Genomic DNA, 18,052 nt, shown 5'->3' on the forward strand with positions numbered 1-18,052 from the left:
CGGTAGTTGGGTGGGGCCCACTGTGGGAGGGGTTTGCCGGTGACGGAAAAAGTGCTGGCCGCGCCCGTTCGCGGCGCTCGATCACATCCGGTGCCGTCGACTGCGACCCACCTGGACCGGCCTCGTCAGGCCGCCCCGATCCGCCGCAGCTCCGGACTCAGCCTCGGTCTCGGACTCAGCCTCGGTCTCGGTCTTGCCGCAATCGTGATCGGCAGCTTCCTTCCGTGGCTCCAGTCCGGGCGGGTCAGCCGCAACAGCTATGCCGCCGACGGGTTGCTGCGAGAGTTGCTGCAGCTCCACGGCGCGAGCGGCGCCGCGCTGTCCGCTTGGCCGTTCGTCGGGTTCGTCTGCGCGCTGGCGGCCGCGGCCGTGTTGGTGGGGCGGGTGTCGCTCGGAGCGGCGATTGCGATCGTGCCGGCCGCCGCGAGCGCAGTGATCTCGCTCGCCACGCTGCTACGGGCGACGGGCGGCGTCGTGCATGCGGCGAGCGCCGGACCGCTGACCACCTTGATCGGCGCGGCTCTCACCCTCGGCGCCGCCGTTTCCTGCCTCGTCGCGCACCGCCACAGCCACCGGAGGACCCGATGACCACCCCACCCGACCCTTCTTGGACGCCCGACCAGGGCTCCGGCGTCGAGTGGCCGACGCCGGCCCGCCACGAAGCGCAGCCCGCGTCGCCGGCCGGCGAGTGGACCGCCCTGCCGCCCGGCTTCGAGTCGTTGCAGCCGCCGCCGGCACGCAGTCACGGCCGGCTGATCGCCGCGACCGCGGCCGCCGTCGTGGTGATCGGCGGCGGGGTCGCCACCTACGCCGCGGTGTCGTCGAGCAGCGCCGGCGGCGGCGCGGCCAGCCCGCAGAGGGCGGTGACCGGCCTGCTGGCCGATCTCGGCAACGCCGATCTGGCGGGCGCCCTCAACGACCTCGCGCCGAGCGAGCGAGTGGCCATCAGCAAGCCGTTGCTGTCGACGTTCGACTCGCTGAAGCGCAACGACGTGCTGAAGCCCGACGCGAATCTCGGCCACGTCAGCGGGCTGACCTTCAAAGCCAGCGACGTGACCTTCGCCGGCAAGACGATCACCATCAACGACCACGTGCAGATCGTCGAGCTGACCGGCGGCACGCTGACCATCGGCGCGGCGGCGGCCAGGCTGCCGCTCACCGCCGACTTCGAGAGGGCGATCCACGCGCCCGCGACGTCTGCGACGTCTGCGGCCCAGACGACCACGATCGACATCGCCAAGCAGGTCAAGCAGAGCGGCAAGCCGATCCGCATCGCCGCGCAGAAGTCCGGCGGCGGCTGGTACCCCAGCGTGCTGTACACGATCGCCGACAACGCCGCCACCGAGGCCGGGCTGCAGGCCCCGGCGCCTGCCGACCGGATCCCGAACCTCGGCGCGTCGTCGCCGGACGACGCGGTCCGCTCGGCCATCACCGCCCTGCTGCACGGCGACGTCGAACGGGCGATCGAGCTGACCTCGCCCGACGAGCTCGGCGTGCTGCACGACTACGGCAAGCTCGTCGTCGAACACGGCCGCTACAAGCCGGCGAACGTCCAGCTCAAGGATCTGCAGCTGGCGGACACGCCCACGTCCGACGGCGCACGGGTGACGCTCAAGTCGGTGACGGTGGCCGAGGGCGGGCACGAGGAATCGGTGTCCGTGGCGGGGTCGTGCTTCACGCTCAAGGCTGAGGGCCGGACGACGAAGGAATGCGCGCCGGACACGATCAAGTCGCTCGCCCAGGCGTCGCCGCGCCCGCTGACGCCCGCCCAGCTGACGGCTCTCGACGACGTGTTCGCCGGTGTCTCCAACCTCGGGTTGGACGTGACGAAGACGGCGGGCCGCTATTACCTCAGCCCGATCCGCACCTACGCCGGGCTGGCGAACCAGCTGCTCAGCGGGCTGAAAGGACAAGACGCCCAGGTGCTGCTGAAGCTGATCGCCTCCCTCGACCGCTGACCCCGCTGCGGCCCCGTGGTCGATGGCGCGAGCGATCAGGCAGTCGTCCGCAACGTGTGGTTCGGGTGCAGCGTTGCTGCCGTCGGTCGCTGGACGGTCGGATAAGCGGATGTCGGCAACGCGAAGCGCATCAATGCCGTCCCGTTGACGGCGTCGATCAGTCCGGCGTCGGTGATGGTCGCGAATTGGCCGCCGCTCACGGTGGTCACCCTGCTGCCTGTCTCCACGTCCAGCACCCTGGTGCTGGTGTAGGAGGGCACGTAGAGCAGTCCATTGGCTGCTGTCATCGGGAAGTATTGCGGCGTGGCCGCCGGGACCGTCCACAGCGGGGTGCCATCGGCCGTCTGGAACGCGGCAATCTGATAGGTGCTGGCGCTGTCGTTCTCGGCGCGAACGAACACTTCGTCGTCGGCGACGGTGAACGTGGTGAAGGGGATGAGGTCCAGGGGCGTGGATTGCACCCACCTGAGGCTTCCGTCCGCAGCGTCGTAGGCCAGCACCACACTGGTGTCGTTGTTCGTGTCGAAGCCGGCGCAGATGACCAGGCCGTTGGCGACGACTGGGGTGCCCTCGTGCTCGTAGGTGGTGGCGTCGTCGTCGAACAGCAGCGTTCCATCGCTGGTGTTCAGCGCGTAGAGGTGCTCGTTGTTGCACGTGGTGTACAGAACGCCGTTCGACACCGAGGCGCCGAAGCAGTAGCTGCTGATCGAGTAGCTCCACTTCTGCGCGCCGGTCGTCACGTCGAAGGCGTCGATCGACCCGGGCGTGCCGTCCGACGTGTCGACCTCGGTATAGGCCACTGAGCCGACCACAGTGATGGGCAGGTAGAGCGAGCCGTTGCTGAGAGTGACGTTGTATTTCACCGCGCCGGTGGCCGCGTTCAGGGCGATCAGGTGGCCTGCCGTGGTGCCGAACAGAAGTGTCGAGCCAGACACCGCAGGAGTGGCCGCCACCTGCCCGAGGACCTGGCTCCACACCGGGGCGCCGGTGCTCTCCGAGGTCGCGACCACGCCGTTGTCATTGACCGAATAGACGATTCCGCCGGCGACAACGGCTTCCTGATCGTAGTTGTTTGTCTGGGTGGCCACGTTGCTGCGCCACACCTGGGCCAGTTTCCTGACGTTGCCCGCGCCGAGAGTCGCCTCGACGGGGTTGGTGTTGGCGTGGCTGGCGTCGAAGCCGTACTGCGCCCAGTCGGTTCGCACGGTGAAGGCGGCTTGGGCGCTGTAGCCGGAATGGCGCCCGACTGCGGTGACGTAGTGGGTGCCGGGGGTTGCGGAGTTGGGGATGGTCACGGTGACGTGGCCGGTGCCGGTGCGGGTGGCCGAGATCAGTTGCAGATCGGTGGCGTCGACGTAGACGTCGACTGCTTCGTAGGCGGCAAAGCCGGAGAACTGGGCGTTGACGGCGGTGCCGGGCGGGCCGACGGTGGGAGTCGAGGAGATGCCCGGGGTGACGGTGAAGACACCGCTGCTGGTGGCGGTCCCGCCGCTGGTGGTCACGCTGACCTTGCCGGTCGACACGAGCGGCGGCGTCACCGCGGTGATCGTGGTCGCGGACTTCACCACCACCGTGTACGAGGCGACGCCGTTGAACTTGACTGTCGCCGGGCTGGTGAAATTCGTGCCGGTGATCGTGACGGTCGTGTGCAACGGACCCGACGTGGGCGTGAACGACGTGATCGTCGGCGCGGCCGCGAACGCGGGCGCGGCAAGGCCGAACGCGAAACAGAAAAGGGCGATGATGAGCGCTAACCCGCGCCCCCCGAGGCGAGTCATGCCACCACGATCAATCATCGGCACCAACGCGCCTAGGGACTTAGGACTCTCACGCGCATCCGCTCAGGTCGCTGCCAGCATGGAAACCCTAAGGCAAACAAGCCCCTCCGAGACTGGCGACAAGCGTGTGAAGTTTCTGTTAGCCTGACGATGGCTCGCATCGCACGCAGATCGAGCCGTTCGCCGCAAAATTCGGGGGGATTGTCGTGGCGCATTTCAAATCCGTGGATCATGCTGCCCTGCTCAGGGCGGTCGCACAGGCCTCGCCGGCCGGCGAGGCCGAGGCCCGCTGGTGGCGGGAGATCGGTTACGTGGCCGTCAACGCCGCGAATCTCGAGTGGCTGATGCAGCGGCTGCTCTGGTGCGAGGCCGGCCTGACGCCGCGCACCTCGCCGATGGTGCCCGACCAGTTCGGCGAGGCGGCGCTGCTCGCAGCGCAGCTCGTCCACACGTCGGTGCCGCCGGAATACCGCACGCAGCTCGCCGACTGGATCGACGAGGCCCAGGACGCCATTCAGGCCCGCGACGCGCTGATGCGCGGCGCGTGGATCGAGTCGCCCGACGCGACTCCGCAGCGGGTCGTCGCGACGGTCGCCGACCCGAGCGACGGCGTCGAGGAGCAGCCGTCGGCAGAGGACGCGGCTGCGGTCAACCGCCAACTGCGCGCCGCGGCCACCCGCGGCATCACGTTGTTCCGAGTGCTCGCGGGCGTGGAGCGGCGGTTCGCGCAAGCCGGGTTCGATCAGGCGGACGCGTTTCGACTGGTCAACCCGCCGGCGTCGGCGCTGCTGCGCGCTTGACCCACCGACGACGGCGTGTCACGTCGCGGCAACGCATCGGCCATGTCCGGCCCGTTGACTTTGATGTTGTGGCGAAAACCAGACCTCGGATGACGAGGCGTCGCGTGCGAGCCGATGCCGTGGCGTGGGCGACGCTCGGTGTCGCGGCGCTGATCGCGGGGTCGGCACTTGCCATGTACGCGAGTTCCACAGGCGCCCGGCAGGCCGGACTGGCCGAATTGGGAGTCTTCTACGGCGTGGCCATCGCCGCGGCGGGCGCGCTGATCGTCGGCCTCCGCGCCGCAATGCTCATCCGGCGGCTCGCGCGCCGCCGCTGAGCCCCCCGCCCTTACGGAGCGGCAACGCGTTCGACGCCGCTCGTAGTGTGGGCATGTGCCAAGTGCGGACAATGACCGCCGCCGCGGCCTGATCTACGGCGGCTCCGCCTATCTGGCGTGGGGCGCTTTCCCGCTGTACTTCCCGCTGCTCGAGCCGGCCGGGACGATCGAGATCCTGGCCCAGCGGATGGCGTGGTCGCTGCTCGTCATGCTGGTCGTGACGAAGCTCGGCCCAGGCTTCGGCGGCGTCCGCGAGGTGCTGCGCAGCCGCCGCCAGACGCTGCTGCTCGCGGCCGCGGCAGTGCTCGTCGCGATCAACTGGGGCACCTACATCTACGGCGTGAACGAAGGCCGGGTGGTGGAGACGAGCCTGGGCTACTTCATCAACCCGCTGTTCACCATCCTGCTCGGCGTGCTGGTGCTCGGCGAGCGGCTGCGGCCGGCGCAGTGGACGGCCGTCGGCATCGGCGCGGCGGCCGTGCTGGTGATCGCGGTCGACTACGGGCACCCGCCCTGGATCGCGTTGATCTTGGCCGTCACCTTCGGGCTCTACGGATTCTGCAAGAAGCAAGCCGCGGCCGGCGCCGTCGAGTCGATGGCGATCGAGACCGGCTTCCAATTCCTGCCTGCTGTCATCGCGATCGCGGTGATCGGCGGCCAGGGCGACCTGGTCTTCGGCACCCGGTGGTCGACGTCGCTGCTGCTGGCCAGCGCCGGGGCGATCACCGTCGTGCCGCTGCTGCTGTTCGCGTCGGGCACCCGCCGGTTGCCGCTGTCGGTGATCGGCCTGCTGCAGTACATGACGCCGGTGCTGCAGTTCGCGGTCGGCGTCGGCATCCGGCACGAGAAGTTGCCGGCGGCCGAACTCGCCGGGTTCTGCCTGGTCTGGGTGGCGCTCGTCCTGCTGGCGGTGGACGGGCTGCGGCAATCGCGACACGCACGCCATGCGCGCCTCGAGCCGGCAGCGGCGGCACGCTAGTCGAGCGCGCCAGGACGATCGACGCTCAGCAAGGACGATCGACGATCATCTTCGCCCAGGCGCCGGTCTCGTACAGGTACTGTTTCGCCCACTCAGTCGCGGTGACGCCGTGGTTGACACCGACGACGTCGACCGTCGCGTTAAGGCAGCGCCGGAAGACCGCGCGCGCCCGGGAGACGTGATAGAGACCGGTCACCACCACGAGCGTCGACCAACCTGAGCGGCGGGCGGCGGACGCCACATACGACGCCTCGCCCGCGGTCGTCGACGGCACTGGGTCGAAGCAGCGCAGCTCGATGCCCGGCACGCCGTGGTTGCACAAGCCTCGGTCGTACAGCGTTGTCGGCGACGACATCAGCAGGGTGCGGCTGATGCCGCGCTTGGCGAGAGCGATCCCGTAGTTCACCGCCCCACCCAGATCGGGTGGGCCGAGCACGACGATGACGTCCGCTTTACGTGGCGATCCGAGAGATGGCGAGAGGATCGCGAACCACCCGAACGCCAACCAGGCGAGCACAACGGCAAGACAACTCGTGACGATGCTGACAAGGCCGCGACGACGGGTCGACGTTCGGCGCGTCGGGCGAGCTGATCGCGGCGGCCGCTTGTCGCCTGACCCGCCGCCGTCGGCGATCATCTGCCGCCCATGCCGGAGGCATAGCACTCCGCGGTGCCTCTTGACTTGTCCCGCCAGGCCAACCGTCCGTCGACCGCGAGCGCACACGACACCGGATAGCCAGTCGAGCCGTCGGCCGGCGAGACGGCGATTGCGAAGTCCGCGTACTCGCCACGACCTCGAATGCGATAGGTCCAGGGCAGCTTCGTCGCAGTCAGCACACCGTCACGGGAGGTGGATCCGTCGAAGTACAGGTGAAACCGGATGACGACCGGCGCGTGCCCGTCCACGGTCGCGACCACGGCATGCCGCGGGTTCGCGCTCAGCGCAAAGATCTTGGACACCGTGGCCGAGGCCGCGACGATGGTCGCGACGGCCAGGACGGCCACAACCACAGCGGAAGGCCGACGGCGGGAAGTCCGCCGCGATCGCTGTCGCGGTTCGGCCGACGCAGCGGCCGAGTCGTCGGTCACTCCTCGCGGCCGACGTCGCCGACGCGGACGGCCGGAAGCTGGCCGGCCGGGTGAGCGGAAGCCGTTTTGTCGCGCCCTCGGTCGGCCGCAATTTCGGCGGCGAGCACGCAGATCGGCACGTAGATCCACTGGTCGGTCAGCTGGTTCTCCACCAAGCCGAGCACCAGCCACGTCAGTATCGAGGCGATCATGGTCGCCGCAAGGGCGCTGCGCTTGCGGCATCCGGTCCATCCCGCGACGACGAATCCGCCGAGGTAGCCGAGCACGCCGATCGCCCCGATCACGCCACCAGCCGCTAGCAGCTGCACGTACAGCAGGTGCGCGTCGCCCGCGTGACCCCAGCCGATCCCCTGCACCAGCGCGTGCCGGAAGTCGGCAAAGCCCTGCGCCCGCGCCGCTGCCCGCTCGTAGTCCGAGCTCGCGGTGCCGTCAGTGTCCGACCCGCTAAGCCGGAAGGCGGCCAACACCTTCGACCCACCTGATGTCAGCAGCACGTAGAAGCCTGCGACGCCGAACAGCAGCAACAGGCGGCCGGTCCACGCTCGGGCGCGCGGCCACACGACGGGCACGAGAGCCAACGCGACGAACGCGCCGACGAACGCGCCGCGAGACTCGGACACGTACAGCCCGGCGGCGCAGCCGAGGAACAGGATCAATCCGCGGATCCGGCTCGCCCGGCTGCCGGCCAGCCAGTAGAGGACGATCGGCAGACACATCGCCGACTGCAACGCCAGGGTGTTCGGCTGGTTGCTCAGGCCCGCTTGCCGGCCGCTGACGTCGTTGTACCCGAGCAGCGAGTAGCCGACTGACGTCAGGCCGAGCCGATCGCTGTAGGCCAGCGCCTGGCTGAGAAAAATCCCCGCCGACCACGCCGCGACCAGCTTGCGGCGATACGGCTGCGCCGCCGGCCCGCCCGCTGCCGCGAGCACGACAAGCGGGAGCACGAACAGGCCGAGCTCGTACTTGAACATGCTCGACAGGTTGGCCGTCGAGCGGGGCGTCACGCCGAGCGTGACGAGCAGCTGCTGCGACAGCTGGAACCGTGAGGTCAGATAGTGCTCGCCGGGCGGGAAGACTGCGCAGATCGCGCCGGACAGGAAGACCAGCAACGAGCCAAGCCACAGTGGGGCGGGCATCCGCGAGAACCCGCGCATGAGCAGCGGCGTCCCGGTGAAGACAGCCGCCGCGAGGAAGACGTCACCAATCGGCACACCGCCCGGCTGGACCGCGTTCCACGGCAGGGCCGCAACCGACAACATGAGCAGCGCCCGAAAGAACTTGTGCCGCCCTAGCGGCGAGCTCTCGCCGGACGCATGAGGTGTCCGCATCGTGGTCGAGGGCGCCGACGGGCCCGCGGACGCCATTCCCGACATCGCGGCGGCCCCGACCGGCTGGACCTCGCGGTTATCGGCGCGGTGCTTGGCGCGGGTCCCCTGATCAAGCATGCTCGGCCGCAGCGCAGCCCGGGGCGATCGCGGACAACTCCTCTTCGAACGCGTCCGCTGCTTGCTGAACGTCGTAGTGGCTCTCGGCGAACGACCGCGCGCTCGATCCTCGGAGCGCCATGCTGTCGGGCGTGAGCTGGCGGATCCAGTCCGCGGCGGCATGTGCACCGCCGCGATCCGGCGTGCTGGTGAATCCGCCGGCAGCCACTATGTCGCAGGCCGCCGGATTCGTCGCCGGCATGAGACCGACCACCGGCCGCCCGGCAGACAAATAGCTCGTCACCTTGCTCGGTATCGAGAACTCGGACGCGTCGGGTTCGAGCAACGTGACGAGCACGTCGCCGCTGCCGAGGACCTCACGGAGGCGTGCCGCCGGCTGGAACCCGAACACGGCCACATCGTCGCGCGAGCCCGCAGCGCGCATCAGGTCGTCGGCGCCCTCACCTTCCGAACAGGTGGTCAAGAAGGCGTTGACCCCGGACGCGTGCAACGCGTCCAGCAGCCAGAGCAGCAAGGCGGGATTGTGTTTGCGCCCTAGAGTGCCCGAGTAGAGCAGTCGGAGCCGGTCGGTTGGAATCTCGTGCAGCCGGCTCCAGGAATTGTCCCGGTCCACCGGGTAGATTTCGTCGATCGGCGCCCAGTTGCGAACCACCGCGACGCGGCTCGGCTTGATGTCCCACGCCGAGTACTGGTCGACGAACGACTGGCTGATCGCCACGACGCTTGCTGCCCGCTCGACTTGGCGACGTTCCAGATCGACAATGAGCTGTTCGAGACGTCGTCCGCCCAGAATCCGCTTTCGTCTGAGTTCGGCGACGACTCCCTTGCTGTAGATGTCTTGATGCCAGAAGATCCATGGCGTGCGCCGCGCGCGCAGGCCGCGTTCGGCGGCCGCCTGGCTCAGCAGTGGCACGTTGCAGGAGATAACCGCGTCGAAGTCGTGCCGTTTCAGATACCTGCGCCAGGCGATCCCGTAGGCGATTTCGAAACGCACCCGCCCCGCCATTTGGTACTTCTCAAAAGGCACCCGGGTGGCAAGCGGCGCAATCGTCAGCCCCGGCGAATCGGCGTCCGTGGTCTGGAGATTGCCTCGGCCGGTGACGTATTGGGCGCAGTACGTGTGGGCCACCCGGTGGCCGCGACGGGCGAGTTCACGGGAGAGGTCGATCTGAAAAGGGTGGCCGCTGTAGTCATGAAGATTGATGAACACGGCGACGGCTGCCCTCCCGGTTGCCGCATGTCCCGCCCACGGTCGGCACACGCGAAGCATACGCGGTGCCTTGGCTGCCGTCTTGTCGCACACCGCGCCCGGTCAGCATTAATGCAATGGGTGAGCCAGTTCACGGAGCCCGCGCGCCTTCGCCCGACTCCGTGTAGCGTGAAGTTCCTGTTGCATGATGCTGGCGTCAACCGCGCTTCGGCGCAAACGCCTTGGTTCTCTGGCTCGGGGGGAGTCCACTGTGACCGATTATTGCGATGCCCTAGTGACCGGCGCCGGCGGGTTCATCGGCGGACATCTCGTGCGCTCGCTGCTTGAGGACGGCCAATCGGTTCGGGCTGTGGACGTGAAGCCGCTCGGCGAGTGGCACCAGCTCTCCTCGGAAGCCGACAACGTCGTGGCAGACGTGTCGCTGCGGGAAGCGGCTTTCACCGTTGCTGCAGACGCCCGAGTCGTGTACAACTTGGCGGCCGATATGGGCGGCATGGGGTTTATCGAAAACAACCGCGCGGCCTGCATGCTGTCTGTTCTGACCAGCACGCATGTGCTGATGGCCGCGCATGAATTCGGCGCGCAGCGATACTTTTATTCTTCCTCGGCCTGTGTCTACGCCGCCGAGCATCAGACATCGTCCGACGTCGTGCCGCTCAAAGAGTCGGACGCATACCCCGCCATGCCGGAGGACGGCTACGGCTGGGAGAAGTTGTTCAGCGAACGCATGTGCCGCCATTTCTACGAAGACTTCGGTCTGCAAACCAGGGTCGCGCGCTACCACAACGTCTACGGCGAACAGGGCACCTGGAATGGCGGCCGGGAGAAGGCCCCGGCTGCGATCTGCCGCAAGGTGGCCATGGCCAAGTTGAGCGGCAATCACGACATCGACATCTGGGGCGACGGCGAGCAGACCCGCAGCTTCATGTACGTCGATGATTGCGTCAAAGGCACCCGGCTGATCACCGACGCGGACTCCCCTGAGCCGGTGAATCTCGGCAGCGCCGAGCTGGTCAGCATCAACCAATTGGTGTCCATAGTCGAGCAGATCGCCGGCGTGAAACTCGCCCGGTCGTACAACCTGACCGCGCCGCAGGGCGTGCGCGGGCGGAGCAGCGACAACGCCGAGATGGTCCGCCGCTTCGGTTGGGAGCCGTCGATCACCTTGCAGGACGGCCTCGAGCGGACCTACAAATGGATCTACGACGAGGTCGCCGCCGCGCGCTGACGCCGCCTCGTCGTCCGCGTTCGAACTGAGGGCTGGAGCAAGCCGCTGCGCACTATCCTGACGGTGATCCATCCGACGACGTTCGGCGGCCTGCACAACATGGTCGCCCGGCTGCACGAGCCGCTGCTCGCCCACGGCTACAACTCTGCGGCTGCGGTGCCGGTGGAAAGCGACACCACGGTGTTCGACCGGTTCGCCCAGTTCGGCGTGCCCACCGAGTCGCTGCAGCTCAGCCGGGTCCGCCGGACCATGTCGCCGATGCGCCACGCCGCCTTCGCGAAGAACTTCGCCGCCGAGGTCGATCGGCTGTGCGGGGTGGCGCGCGAGTTCGGCGCCGCGGCCGTGCAATCGCACGGCGTGGTCAACCGGCACGGCTATGCGGCCGCCCGAAAGCTCGGCATCCCGCACATCATCCAGCTGAACAGTGATTTCGCGCCGCGTCTGCTGCGACGCGCGAGCGCGCGAATGCTGGCGCGGGCCGCGGAGGTCATGGCCGAGGGGGACCGGGTCGCTCGGGCGTTCCCGCTCGGCGATCGCCCGCCCGCGTTGTTCTGGCCGCCGGTGGACACGGCGGGCAGCGCGGTGTCTCCTGCCGAACGGTCAACCCTTCGGCGTGACCTCGGCCTCGGCGACGACGACATCGTGATCGGCACGATCGGCAACTTCTCCACGCAGAAGGGCCACGATCTGCTGGTGACCGCAGCCGAGACGGTGCTCGCGCGGCGCCCTGGCTCGGCCTTCGTCATCGTGGGCCAGCCGGTCGCGAGCAACGCGCGCTGGTTCGCCGGCGCCGTGCGCAGCCGAGTCGAGAGCTCGCCGGTCCTGCGGCATGCCGTTCGGATCGTCACGCCTTCGGTGCCGGCTTCGGCGTTGCTGCCGGCATTCGACGTCTACGTCGTGAGCTCCCGCGGCGAAGGTGTCGCGACCGCCACCCTCGAGGCGATGTGCAGCGGCCTGCCCGTCGTCGCGTTCGACGTCGGGTCGCTGGCCGAGGTCGTCGACGACGGCCGCACCGGGCACCTCGTCGCCCCGCTCGACACGGCCGGACTCGCCGAACAGCTGATCGACCTGATCGACGACGCAGACCAACGCGCACGCTTCGGGTCGGCGGCCCGCGCGAAGGCGCCGCTGTTCAGCGTCGAGGCTTCCGCGCTCGCGCATGCCCGCGCCTATGACGCCGCCTTCGATGATTAGGCGGGCGAGCACGCGCACGCCCGCCGCCCGATGGCTGATCGTCGGCCACTTCGGCGGAGCGAACCTCGGCGACGAGGCGATGCTCGCCGGCGTTCTGCACTACGCCCGGGCCCATGGGGTGTCGTGCGCCGTGTCGGTGTCGGATCCCGTGCGCGCGGCCGGCGTGCACGGCCCGGGTGTCGAGTGGGCGCCCGAGGGTCTCCTCGCCGTCGCCCGCGCTGTCGTCCGCGGTTCCGGAATCGCGTTCTGCGGCGGCACGCACCTGCACGACGAGTTCCGTGGGCGACGGCTCGCCTATCACTGGCTGAGCCTGGCCCGCTATGCCGTGTATCTCGGACTGGCGAGGGCGCTGGGCCGGCGCGCGGTGCTGCTCGGTCACGGCGTGGGGCAGCTGACGCACGTCGTCACCCGAGGGCTCGCGAGATTCATGTTGTGGGCGTGCGACTCGGTCACCGTTCGGGACGCGGCTTCGCGCGAGGCGCTGGACGCGCTGTCGACGAAACGCGAGATCGTGACCGGTTTCGATCTCGCCGGCCTGCTGCCCGTCGGGCCGGCACACGACTCGACGGCCGATCGCATCGCCATCGCGCCCAGGCTGACCGCGGAATTCGACCTTCGATTCTGGATGCGCGCGTGCGCGGCAGCGGCTGCTGCGTGTCCGGGCGGCAACGTGCTGCTGTTGCCGTTTCAGCTGTCCTGGCCGGCCGACGACGTGGAGACGGTTCGACAGCTGTCCGCCGCCTGTCGTGCCGCCACCGGCCAGGAGTTCGACATCGTCGATCTGCACGCGCGACCGGCTGCTTACGCAGAGGTGTTGAGTCGGTGCGCGGTGGTGGTCGGCGCCCGCTATCACGCCGTGCTGCTGGCAGCGCTGCACTCGGCGCCGGTGGTGATCGTGCCGTACGAGTCGAAGCTGAGGTCTCTGGCGCGCGAATTGGCCATCCCGGACGATTGCATCGTGTCCGCCGGCTCGAGCGTCGAGGAGCTGACCGCGGCCATCGGCCGGGCGCGGGCGACCGAGCTGCCGCCGCGCGACCCCGACGCCATGCTGCGCACCGCCGCGCCGTTGCTCGACGCCTAAGGGCGTGCGGTCATGCCCGGTCGTCGGCGGGCGCGGGCTCGAGGGCGGTCCACCGGGACAGCGGTAATTCCACGGCCTCGGGCCAGGCGAGCACGGCGGGCTCGAAGCGCCGCAGCATCTCCTGCAGCAGCGCCTTCGCGTCGGGGAACGACCGCGGCTCGAGCGGGGCGTGCAACTGCATGTACGCGCCGTCGCGGCCGGTGTGCGCCGTCATTTGGACGACCGGCGATTCCGTCATCCAGGCCAGACGCGCTGCGCCGAAGGCGGCCCCGACGCGCCGGCCCAGAAAGGTGACCGGGACGTCGCCCGGCAGGTCGGAGGCGATGGCCACGATCTCGCCACGGCGCAGCAGGCCGACTGTCTTCTTGGTGCCGGCCAGGTCGGCCGGCACCAACACGGCGCCGAGCTCGCAGATCTTGCGCCGCTGCTTCCACGAGGCCGGCGCGTCGCGCAACAGGGCTGTTTTCACGGCCATCAAGTGGAGGTTCTCGACGCCGAGGTGGCGCAGCGAGGCCCAGGCGCCGTCGGTCTGCCCGTGATGCATGAAGTTGAGGACGACGCCGCGCGAGGCGTCGCGATCGCCCGTGAGCACCGGCATCCCCTCGACGCGCTGCCGGGTGATCAACCGCGGGTGCCAACGCAGCTCGCCGCGTAAGGCCATGTACCGCGCGTACCCGTAGGCCAGCGCCGGAACCTCGGCGGCGCGCTCGCTGCAACCCAGCAGGTACTCCATCTGGCGGACGTGTTCGGCGCGGCTGGCCGGGTTCGACCAGGCGTGCTTGGTGCGCACGGTGGCCGCGAGCGGCACCAGGGCCGGGGGCAACGCGATCCCGGTGAACAGGCGCAGCTGATCGCGGAAGACGGCCTTCCGGACGCCTGAGGTGGTGGTGGCAGCGGCTTCAGTCGAAGGACTGGTCGTCATGCCTGCTCGAGCATCAGGTCGGCGAACCGCGACTCCGCGCCGCCGAGCTCGTCGAGCAGCACCCGGCCGGCGGCGATCGCGGCCCGCAGCGCCGCGTTCACGCCGACCAGCTCGACCAGCGGCCACGGCGGAGCGGCCGGCGACACCCGGACGCCTGCGGGTCGGCCGTCCGCGGCGACGGTCCACAACAACGATTCGGCCGCGAAGCCGGTCATCAGCGCGTCGCGCCGGCCGATGACCTCGCGGACCTGCTCGAGCCAGCTCACGACCTGCGACCGGGCGCTCACCGGAATCGAGTAGTCAGTCAAGCTGACGGCGGCGTCCAGCGCCTGCGCGAGCTGCTGCGGCAGCAGCACGGCGGCGAGCCGCGGGCTGACCCCCGCCTCGCCGCGCATCAACCGGCGCACCAGCCATTCCAGCGTCGCGGCGTTGAACGTCAGCTGGGCGACCTCGCGCCACCACGCGTTCTCGACCTCGCCGATCTCGTCAGTTAGCACTGCGCGCAGCGTCGCCATGCCGATGGCCCCCCATCGCAACAATCGCCAAATTTCTTCACGTGAACCTTATACGGTTGGCCGCTGAAGTCAACGAGACGACGCGGTTCGTGACGGTAGGTCGCTGACGGCCGCGAGCGCTACGGGCCGGCCCCGACGGCCAGCGCGGCCCGGAGCGCACCACTGGCGTGCGCGCCGGCGAGCACGTCGGCGCGCAGCCGCAGCGTCGCCGCACCGAGCTGTTGCCAGACATCAGGGCTACAGGTGCGCGCGAATTCCGCCGCGGCAGCGACCGATTCGACGGCCACACCCACCCCGTGCCGCGTGACGAAGGGCGCCATCCCCGAGCCGGCCGGCACGAGCACTGGCAGGCCTGCGGCGAGGTAGAAGCTCAGCTTGTGCGGCGCGTTGTAGCGCAGGTAGCGCCCGAAGTCGCCGTCCAGGGCGTCGGGCGAGCGGCCGTCCCACACGAGGCCGAACGCGTCGCGATGGTCGAGCGCCGGCTGGTGCATGTCCAGCATGCCGCCCCACGCCACACCGGCCGGCAGCAACTGCGGGTCCGCTTTGGGGCCGTAGGCGGTGACGGGCACGGTCAGGCCGCCAGCCGAATACAGGTAGGCGGCCTTGGCCGGGTCCAGATTGCCGACCACGACGAGCCGGGCGGGCGACGGCGCCAGCGGCGGCGGCTCGGTCGGCGTGGCAAGCAGGTAGTCGAACATGCCCAGCTCGATCACCCGAGTGTTGCCCAGGCGTTCACGCAGCCATGCGCACATTGCCGGGGTGTGCCCGATCACCGCGTCGTAGCCGGCGAGCATGGCTGCGTCCGCGGCGCCGCCGGCCCCATCGCGCAAGGAGTCGAGGTCGTGCACGAGCGCGATCTTCGCCCGGCTGCCGACGCGCGCCACGACGCGGTCGAACGGCGCGCCGAGGGGGTACTGCGTCACCACCGGGCCGCCGTCGCGGGCCAGCAACGCACGAAGCACACCCGGCAGCTCGATGCCCGCGCGCACGACCTTGCGGGACGCCGAGCCGTCGGCGTCCAGATCGACGAGCGCGAAGCCCAGACCCAGGCCGATCTCGCGAATGTCCAGCCGGGCCTTGCCGCCCGCCGGGATCCGCTTGCGGCTACGGGTGATCAGCGTCGCCGAGCTGCCGGGCAGGTGCGAGGAGTTCGACGGCAGGGGGTCGGTGCTCATGTGCGGCCCGCGACGCGGTGCTTGGCCGGCGTGTTCCGCACGTGGCGGACCAACTGCAGCCAGAAGAGCACCAGCCCGATCGACATGACCGCCGCCTGTCCCCAGGCGACTGGCCGCAGGCTGGTGGTCGCGAACGAGAAGCTGGCGACCGCGATGCTCAGCGCGGCGAGCACGAGCCGAACGCGCATCGACCTGGACACCAGCGAGGCGCCGCGCAAACCGACCACGGCACCAAGGGAGAACGCCTCCAGGGTCTTCTGCACAGCCACCGGCGCCATGACGGCGGCGGCCAGCGGCCAAGTCTTGCCGAGCAGCTCCGACCCGATCGAGAACAGGTTGAAGGTGAGAACGAGGCCGAGCAGCGCGGACGCGCCGGCCACCACCGCCGCCGCCACGAGGCAAGTGCGCAGCGCCGAGCTGCGGTCGCCGTCGTGGAACTGCCGGGCCAGGGCGGGCACGATCGCCATGCCCAAGCCGGTGGTCAGCACGCCGAGCGGCCCGAACAGCACGAAGGCGCCGCGCCAGCCGCCCGCGGCCTCCACCCCGACGCCGGCGCTGACGATGAACAGCACGAGCTGCGCGGCGCCCTGCCCGGACAGGAACTCGACGACGGCCGGCCAGCTGAGGTCGGCGTTGCGCCGCAGCCAATGCGCGCCGCCGGCCAGATGCGGAAAAGAGCGCAGCTGGCGCAACGCGATGAGCGCGCAGGCGGCGCCGGCGACGGCCCACGCGGCGACGACCAGCTCGGTCTGCCTGCCGTGGCCAGCGAGCTCGAGGACGGCGGCGAAGCCCACCAGCTCCAGCACGAGCCAGGCCATGTCGTTGTAGAAGGCGAGGCGCGCCTGGCCGACCGTGATCAACAGGAAGCGGGCCGCGTCCTGCAGCAGCAGCGGCGCCAGCGCGACGAAGATGATCACTGTGACCGAACCCAGCGACCCGAAAATCGCGGCCTCGGCCGCCAGGAAGATCACGGCGAGCGGCACCGCGATCGCAGCGGTGGCGCCGAGCGCCTGGCGGTAGGCGACCTGCTGCTCGTCGATGTCCAGCACGGCGTGCCGGATGATCACGATCTCGCTGACCACCGCCCGGGCGACACCGAGCACGAGGATGAACCCAGCCATGGTCAGCGTGAACAGGCCGAAGTCGCGGGGGCTGCTCACCCGCGCGACGATCACCGTCAGCAGGAAGTTGCTCGCCATCGAGACCGCTTGGTCGCCAACGCCCCACAGCGCGTTCGACCGCGGAATGGCCGGACGCCGCTCGTCGGCCTGGACGCTCGTCATGATCGGCACGCGTCCTAGAATCGGCAGCCGGCGTCGCGGAGCGCCGCGGGCAGGCAGTTCACCTCTGAAAGGCTACAGAGGAATTCGCGCCGGACCACACGGTGGCTAAACTTCGGCGGGCGTCAGGTCGGCCATCCCCACCGCAGGTGCGGGTCTTCGACGGCGTCCGGGGCGGCCGCGACGGCGGGTTCGTGCACGTCGAGCACGGCCTGCAGCAGGTCTTCGGCGGAGGCGAAATCGGCGGGCTGCAGCGGCTGCTCGAGGCGCAGGCGGAAGCCATCGCCGTCGCGCCAGGTGGTGAGGGGAACGACCGCGGCGCCGGTCAGGTGCGCGATCCGGGCCGCCGCCGAGCTGCCGCGCAGCGACTGGTCGAGGAACCGGATCGGCGTTCGGCCGGGCATGTCGCACGCGATGGCGAGCACGACGCCCGGACGAACGGCGTCGACGAGGCCCTGGAACCCGACCGTGTTGTCGATGACGCGGGTGCCGCCGGTGGACACGACCCTGATGTGCTGCGTCATCCACGGCACTGCGTCGGGGGCAACGAGCATCCGATCCACGACGACGTCGCACACGACGCCCTGCGCGGCCAACGAGCCGAACAAGCCGGCGTAGTAGCCGTGGTGCATGAAGGTGAGGACGACCGCTTTGCTCTGGTCGCGGTCGGCCAGGATCTCGATCGACTCGACGCGCTGGTTGCATAGCAGGGCCGCATGCCAACGACGCTCGGCGGAGTTGAGCCGGTATTGCGCGTGCTTGTCGGCAAGCTCCTGGATCTCGTCCGGCGGCCGGGAATCCCCAAGCAGCAGCCGCATCGCGGCGATGTCCCGCTCGCGGCGGCCGGCGTCGTGCTCAACGCGCGCATATCGGGCTCGGGCGACCAGGGGCACAGCGCCGGCGGGCACCAGCCGGCGCAGCGGCTGCACCAACTCCCGGACCGCCATCGTGGAAAGCTACAACGCCGATCCCGACATATCGAGTCGAAGCGCGCACGCGCCGGGCCGAGGTGGTGCCATCGAAAATGCCCGCGAGCCGCGTCCCATTATGCTCACCAGATGAGGCCGGGCGGGCGAATCGT

General features: G+C 69.7%; 18 protein-coding genes. 8 read left to right on the forward strand and 10 right to left on the reverse strand.

All coding sequences use genetic code 11. From position 1 onward, the window contains the following. The first annotated feature begins 39 nt into the window (after positions 1 to 39). The gene (locus ACFFBG_RS07590; protein ID WP_375477290.1) at positions 40 to 588 is read left to right on the forward strand and encodes a hypothetical protein; all 549 of its coding nucleotides are present in this window, start codon (positions 40 to 42) and stop codon (positions 586 to 588) included. Next, positions 585 to 1,958, forward strand: coding sequence for a hypothetical protein (locus ACFFBG_RS07595; protein ID WP_375477292.1), 1,374 nt, complete (start codon positions 585 to 587; stop codon positions 1,956 to 1,958). The genes ACFFBG_RS07590 and ACFFBG_RS07595 overlap by 4 nt, the downstream gene beginning before the upstream one ends. 35 nt (positions 1,959 to 1,993) lie before the next feature. On the opposite strand, the gene ACFFBG_RS07600 is transcribed toward ACFFBG_RS07595, so the two are convergent. Continuing rightward, positions 1,994 to 3,736, reverse strand: a complete 1,743-nt coding sequence (locus tag ACFFBG_RS07600; RefSeq protein WP_375477294.1) for a PQQ-binding-like beta-propeller repeat protein — start codon at positions 3,734 to 3,736, stop codon at positions 1,994 to 1,996. A gap of 224 nt (positions 3,737 to 3,960) precedes the next feature. Between ACFFBG_RS07600 and ACFFBG_RS07605 the strand changes: the two genes are divergently transcribed. The 3 genes from ACFFBG_RS07605 to rarD all read left to right on the forward strand — a co-directional run bounded on the left by ACFFBG_RS07605 (position 3,961) and on the right by rarD (position 5,832). Further along, positions 3,961 to 4,536, forward strand: coding sequence for a hypothetical protein (locus ACFFBG_RS07605; RefSeq protein ID WP_375477296.1), 576 nt, complete (start codon positions 3,961 to 3,963; stop codon positions 4,534 to 4,536). A gap of 104 nt (positions 4,537 to 4,640) precedes the next feature. Continuing rightward, positions 4,641 to 4,853 (forward strand): hypothetical protein, encoded by a 213-nt coding sequence (locus ACFFBG_RS07610; protein ID WP_375477298.1) that lies wholly within the window; start codon positions 4,641 to 4,643, stop codon positions 4,851 to 4,853. Positions 4,854 to 4,908: 55 nt separating this feature from the next. After that, the gene (rarD, locus tag ACFFBG_RS07615; RefSeq protein WP_375477300.1) at positions 4,909 to 5,832 is read left to right on the forward strand and encodes an EamA family transporter RarD; all 924 of its coding nucleotides are present in this window, start codon (positions 4,909 to 4,911) and stop codon (positions 5,830 to 5,832) included. 25 nt (positions 5,833 to 5,857) lie between these two features. On the opposite strand, the gene ACFFBG_RS07620 is transcribed toward rarD, so the two are convergent. From ACFFBG_RS07620 to ACFFBG_RS07635, 4 genes are all read right to left on the reverse strand, one after another. Continuing rightward, the gene (locus ACFFBG_RS07620; RefSeq protein WP_375477302.1) at positions 5,858 to 6,349 is read right to left on the reverse strand and encodes a YdcF family protein; all 492 of its coding nucleotides are present in this window, start codon (positions 6,347 to 6,349) and stop codon (positions 5,858 to 5,860) included. A 116-nt stretch (positions 6,350 to 6,465) separates the two neighbouring features. Continuing rightward, positions 6,466 to 6,837: a hypothetical protein gene (locus ACFFBG_RS07625; protein ID WP_375477304.1), complete on the reverse strand. Its 372-nt coding sequence runs from the start codon at positions 6,835 to 6,837 to the stop codon at positions 6,466 to 6,468. 80 nt (positions 6,838 to 6,917) lie between these two features. Next, entirely contained in the window at positions 6,918 to 8,366 is a 1,449-nt protein-coding gene (locus tag ACFFBG_RS07630; RefSeq protein ID WP_375477306.1) for an O-antigen ligase family protein, read from the reverse strand. Beyond that, positions 8,359 to 9,576: a glycosyltransferase family 4 protein gene (locus tag ACFFBG_RS07635; protein ID WP_375477308.1), complete on the reverse strand. Its 1,218-nt coding sequence runs from the start codon at positions 9,574 to 9,576 to the stop codon at positions 8,359 to 8,361. Before ACFFBG_RS07635 ends, ACFFBG_RS07630 begins: the two co-directional genes overlap by 8 nt. Positions 9,577 to 9,850: 274 nt before the next feature. On the opposite strand from ACFFBG_RS07635, the gene ACFFBG_RS07640 reads away from it, so the two are divergent. From ACFFBG_RS07640 to ACFFBG_RS07650, 3 genes are all read left to right on the forward strand, one after another. After that, positions 9,851 to 10,804, forward strand: a complete 954-nt coding sequence (locus ACFFBG_RS07640) for an NAD-dependent epimerase/dehydratase family protein (protein ID WP_375477310.1) — start codon at positions 9,851 to 9,853, stop codon at positions 10,802 to 10,804. Between the two features lie 63 nt (positions 10,805 to 10,867). Further along, a complete protein-coding gene (locus ACFFBG_RS07645) occupies positions 10,868 to 11,998 on the forward strand; it encodes a glycosyltransferase family 4 protein (protein WP_375477312.1) in 1,131 nt (376 codons plus the stop codon). Then, the gene (locus ACFFBG_RS07650; RefSeq protein WP_375477314.1) at positions 11,991 to 13,079 is read left to right on the forward strand and encodes a polysaccharide pyruvyl transferase family protein; all 1,089 of its coding nucleotides are present in this window, start codon (positions 11,991 to 11,993) and stop codon (positions 13,077 to 13,079) included. The genes ACFFBG_RS07645 and ACFFBG_RS07650 overlap by 8 nt, the downstream gene beginning before the upstream one ends. A gap of 10 nt (positions 13,080 to 13,089) precedes the next feature. Here the strand turns inward: ACFFBG_RS07650 and ACFFBG_RS07655 are convergent, their stop codons facing one another. The 5 genes from ACFFBG_RS07655 to ACFFBG_RS07675 all read right to left on the reverse strand — a co-directional run bounded on the left by ACFFBG_RS07655 (position 13,090) and on the right by ACFFBG_RS07675 (position 17,918). Beyond that, a complete protein-coding gene (locus tag ACFFBG_RS07655) occupies positions 13,090 to 14,001 on the reverse strand; it encodes a hypothetical protein (protein ID WP_375477316.1) in 912 nt (303 codons plus the stop codon). Next, positions 13,998 to 14,498: a hypothetical protein gene (locus ACFFBG_RS07660; protein ID WP_375477318.1), complete on the reverse strand. Its 501-nt coding sequence runs from the start codon at positions 14,496 to 14,498 to the stop codon at positions 13,998 to 14,000. The genes ACFFBG_RS07655 and ACFFBG_RS07660 overlap by 4 nt, the downstream gene beginning before the upstream one ends. Positions 14,499 to 14,635: 137 nt before the next feature. Next, positions 14,636 to 15,691, reverse strand: a complete 1,056-nt coding sequence (locus ACFFBG_RS07665) for a hypothetical protein (protein WP_375477320.1) — start codon at positions 15,689 to 15,691, stop codon at positions 14,636 to 14,638. Continuing rightward, on the reverse strand, positions 15,688 to 16,983 hold the full coding sequence (locus ACFFBG_RS07670; protein ID WP_375477322.1) for a hypothetical protein: 1,296 nt from the start codon (positions 16,981 to 16,983) through the stop codon (positions 15,688 to 15,690). Before ACFFBG_RS07670 ends, ACFFBG_RS07665 begins: the two co-directional genes overlap by 4 nt. A gap of 113 nt (positions 16,984 to 17,096) precedes the next feature. Continuing rightward, on the reverse strand, positions 17,097 to 17,918 hold the full coding sequence (locus ACFFBG_RS07675) for a hypothetical protein (RefSeq protein WP_375477324.1): 822 nt from the start codon (positions 17,916 to 17,918) through the stop codon (positions 17,097 to 17,099). Between the last annotated feature and the right edge of the window lie 134 nt (positions 17,919 to 18,052).

This window comes from uncultured Jatrophihabitans sp. (assembly GCF_964251945.1).
GTDB lineage: Bacteria > Actinomycetota > Actinomycetes > Mycobacteriales > Jatrophihabitantaceae > Jatrophihabitans.

Coding starts and splice junctions, on each gene's coding strand:
- ACFFBG_RS07595 (WP_375477292.1), top strand. CDS start 585: ATGACCACCCCACCCGACCCTTCTTGGACGCCCGACCAGGGCTCCGGC.
- ACFFBG_RS07600 (WP_375477294.1), bottom strand. CDS start 3,736: ATGACTCGCCTCGGGGGGCGCGGGTTAGCGCTCATCATCGCCCTTTTC.
- ACFFBG_RS07630 (WP_375477306.1), bottom strand. CDS start 8,366: ATGCTTGATCAGGGGACCCGCGCCAAGCACCGCGCCGATAACCGCGAG.
- ACFFBG_RS07650 (WP_375477314.1), top strand. CDS start 11,991: ATGATTAGGCGGGCGAGCACGCGCACGCCCGCCGCCCGATGGCTGATC.
- ACFFBG_RS07655 (WP_375477316.1), bottom strand. CDS start 14,001: ATGACGACCAGTCCTTCGACTGAAGCCGCTGCCACCACCACCTCAGGC.
- ACFFBG_RS07665 (WP_375477320.1), bottom strand. CDS start 15,691: ATGAGCACCGACCCCCTGCCGTCGAACTCCTCGCACCTGCCCGGCAGC.
- ACFFBG_RS07675 (WP_375477324.1), bottom strand. CDS start 17,918: ATGGCGGTCCGGGAGTTGGTGCAGCCGCTGCGCCGGCTGGTGCCCGCC.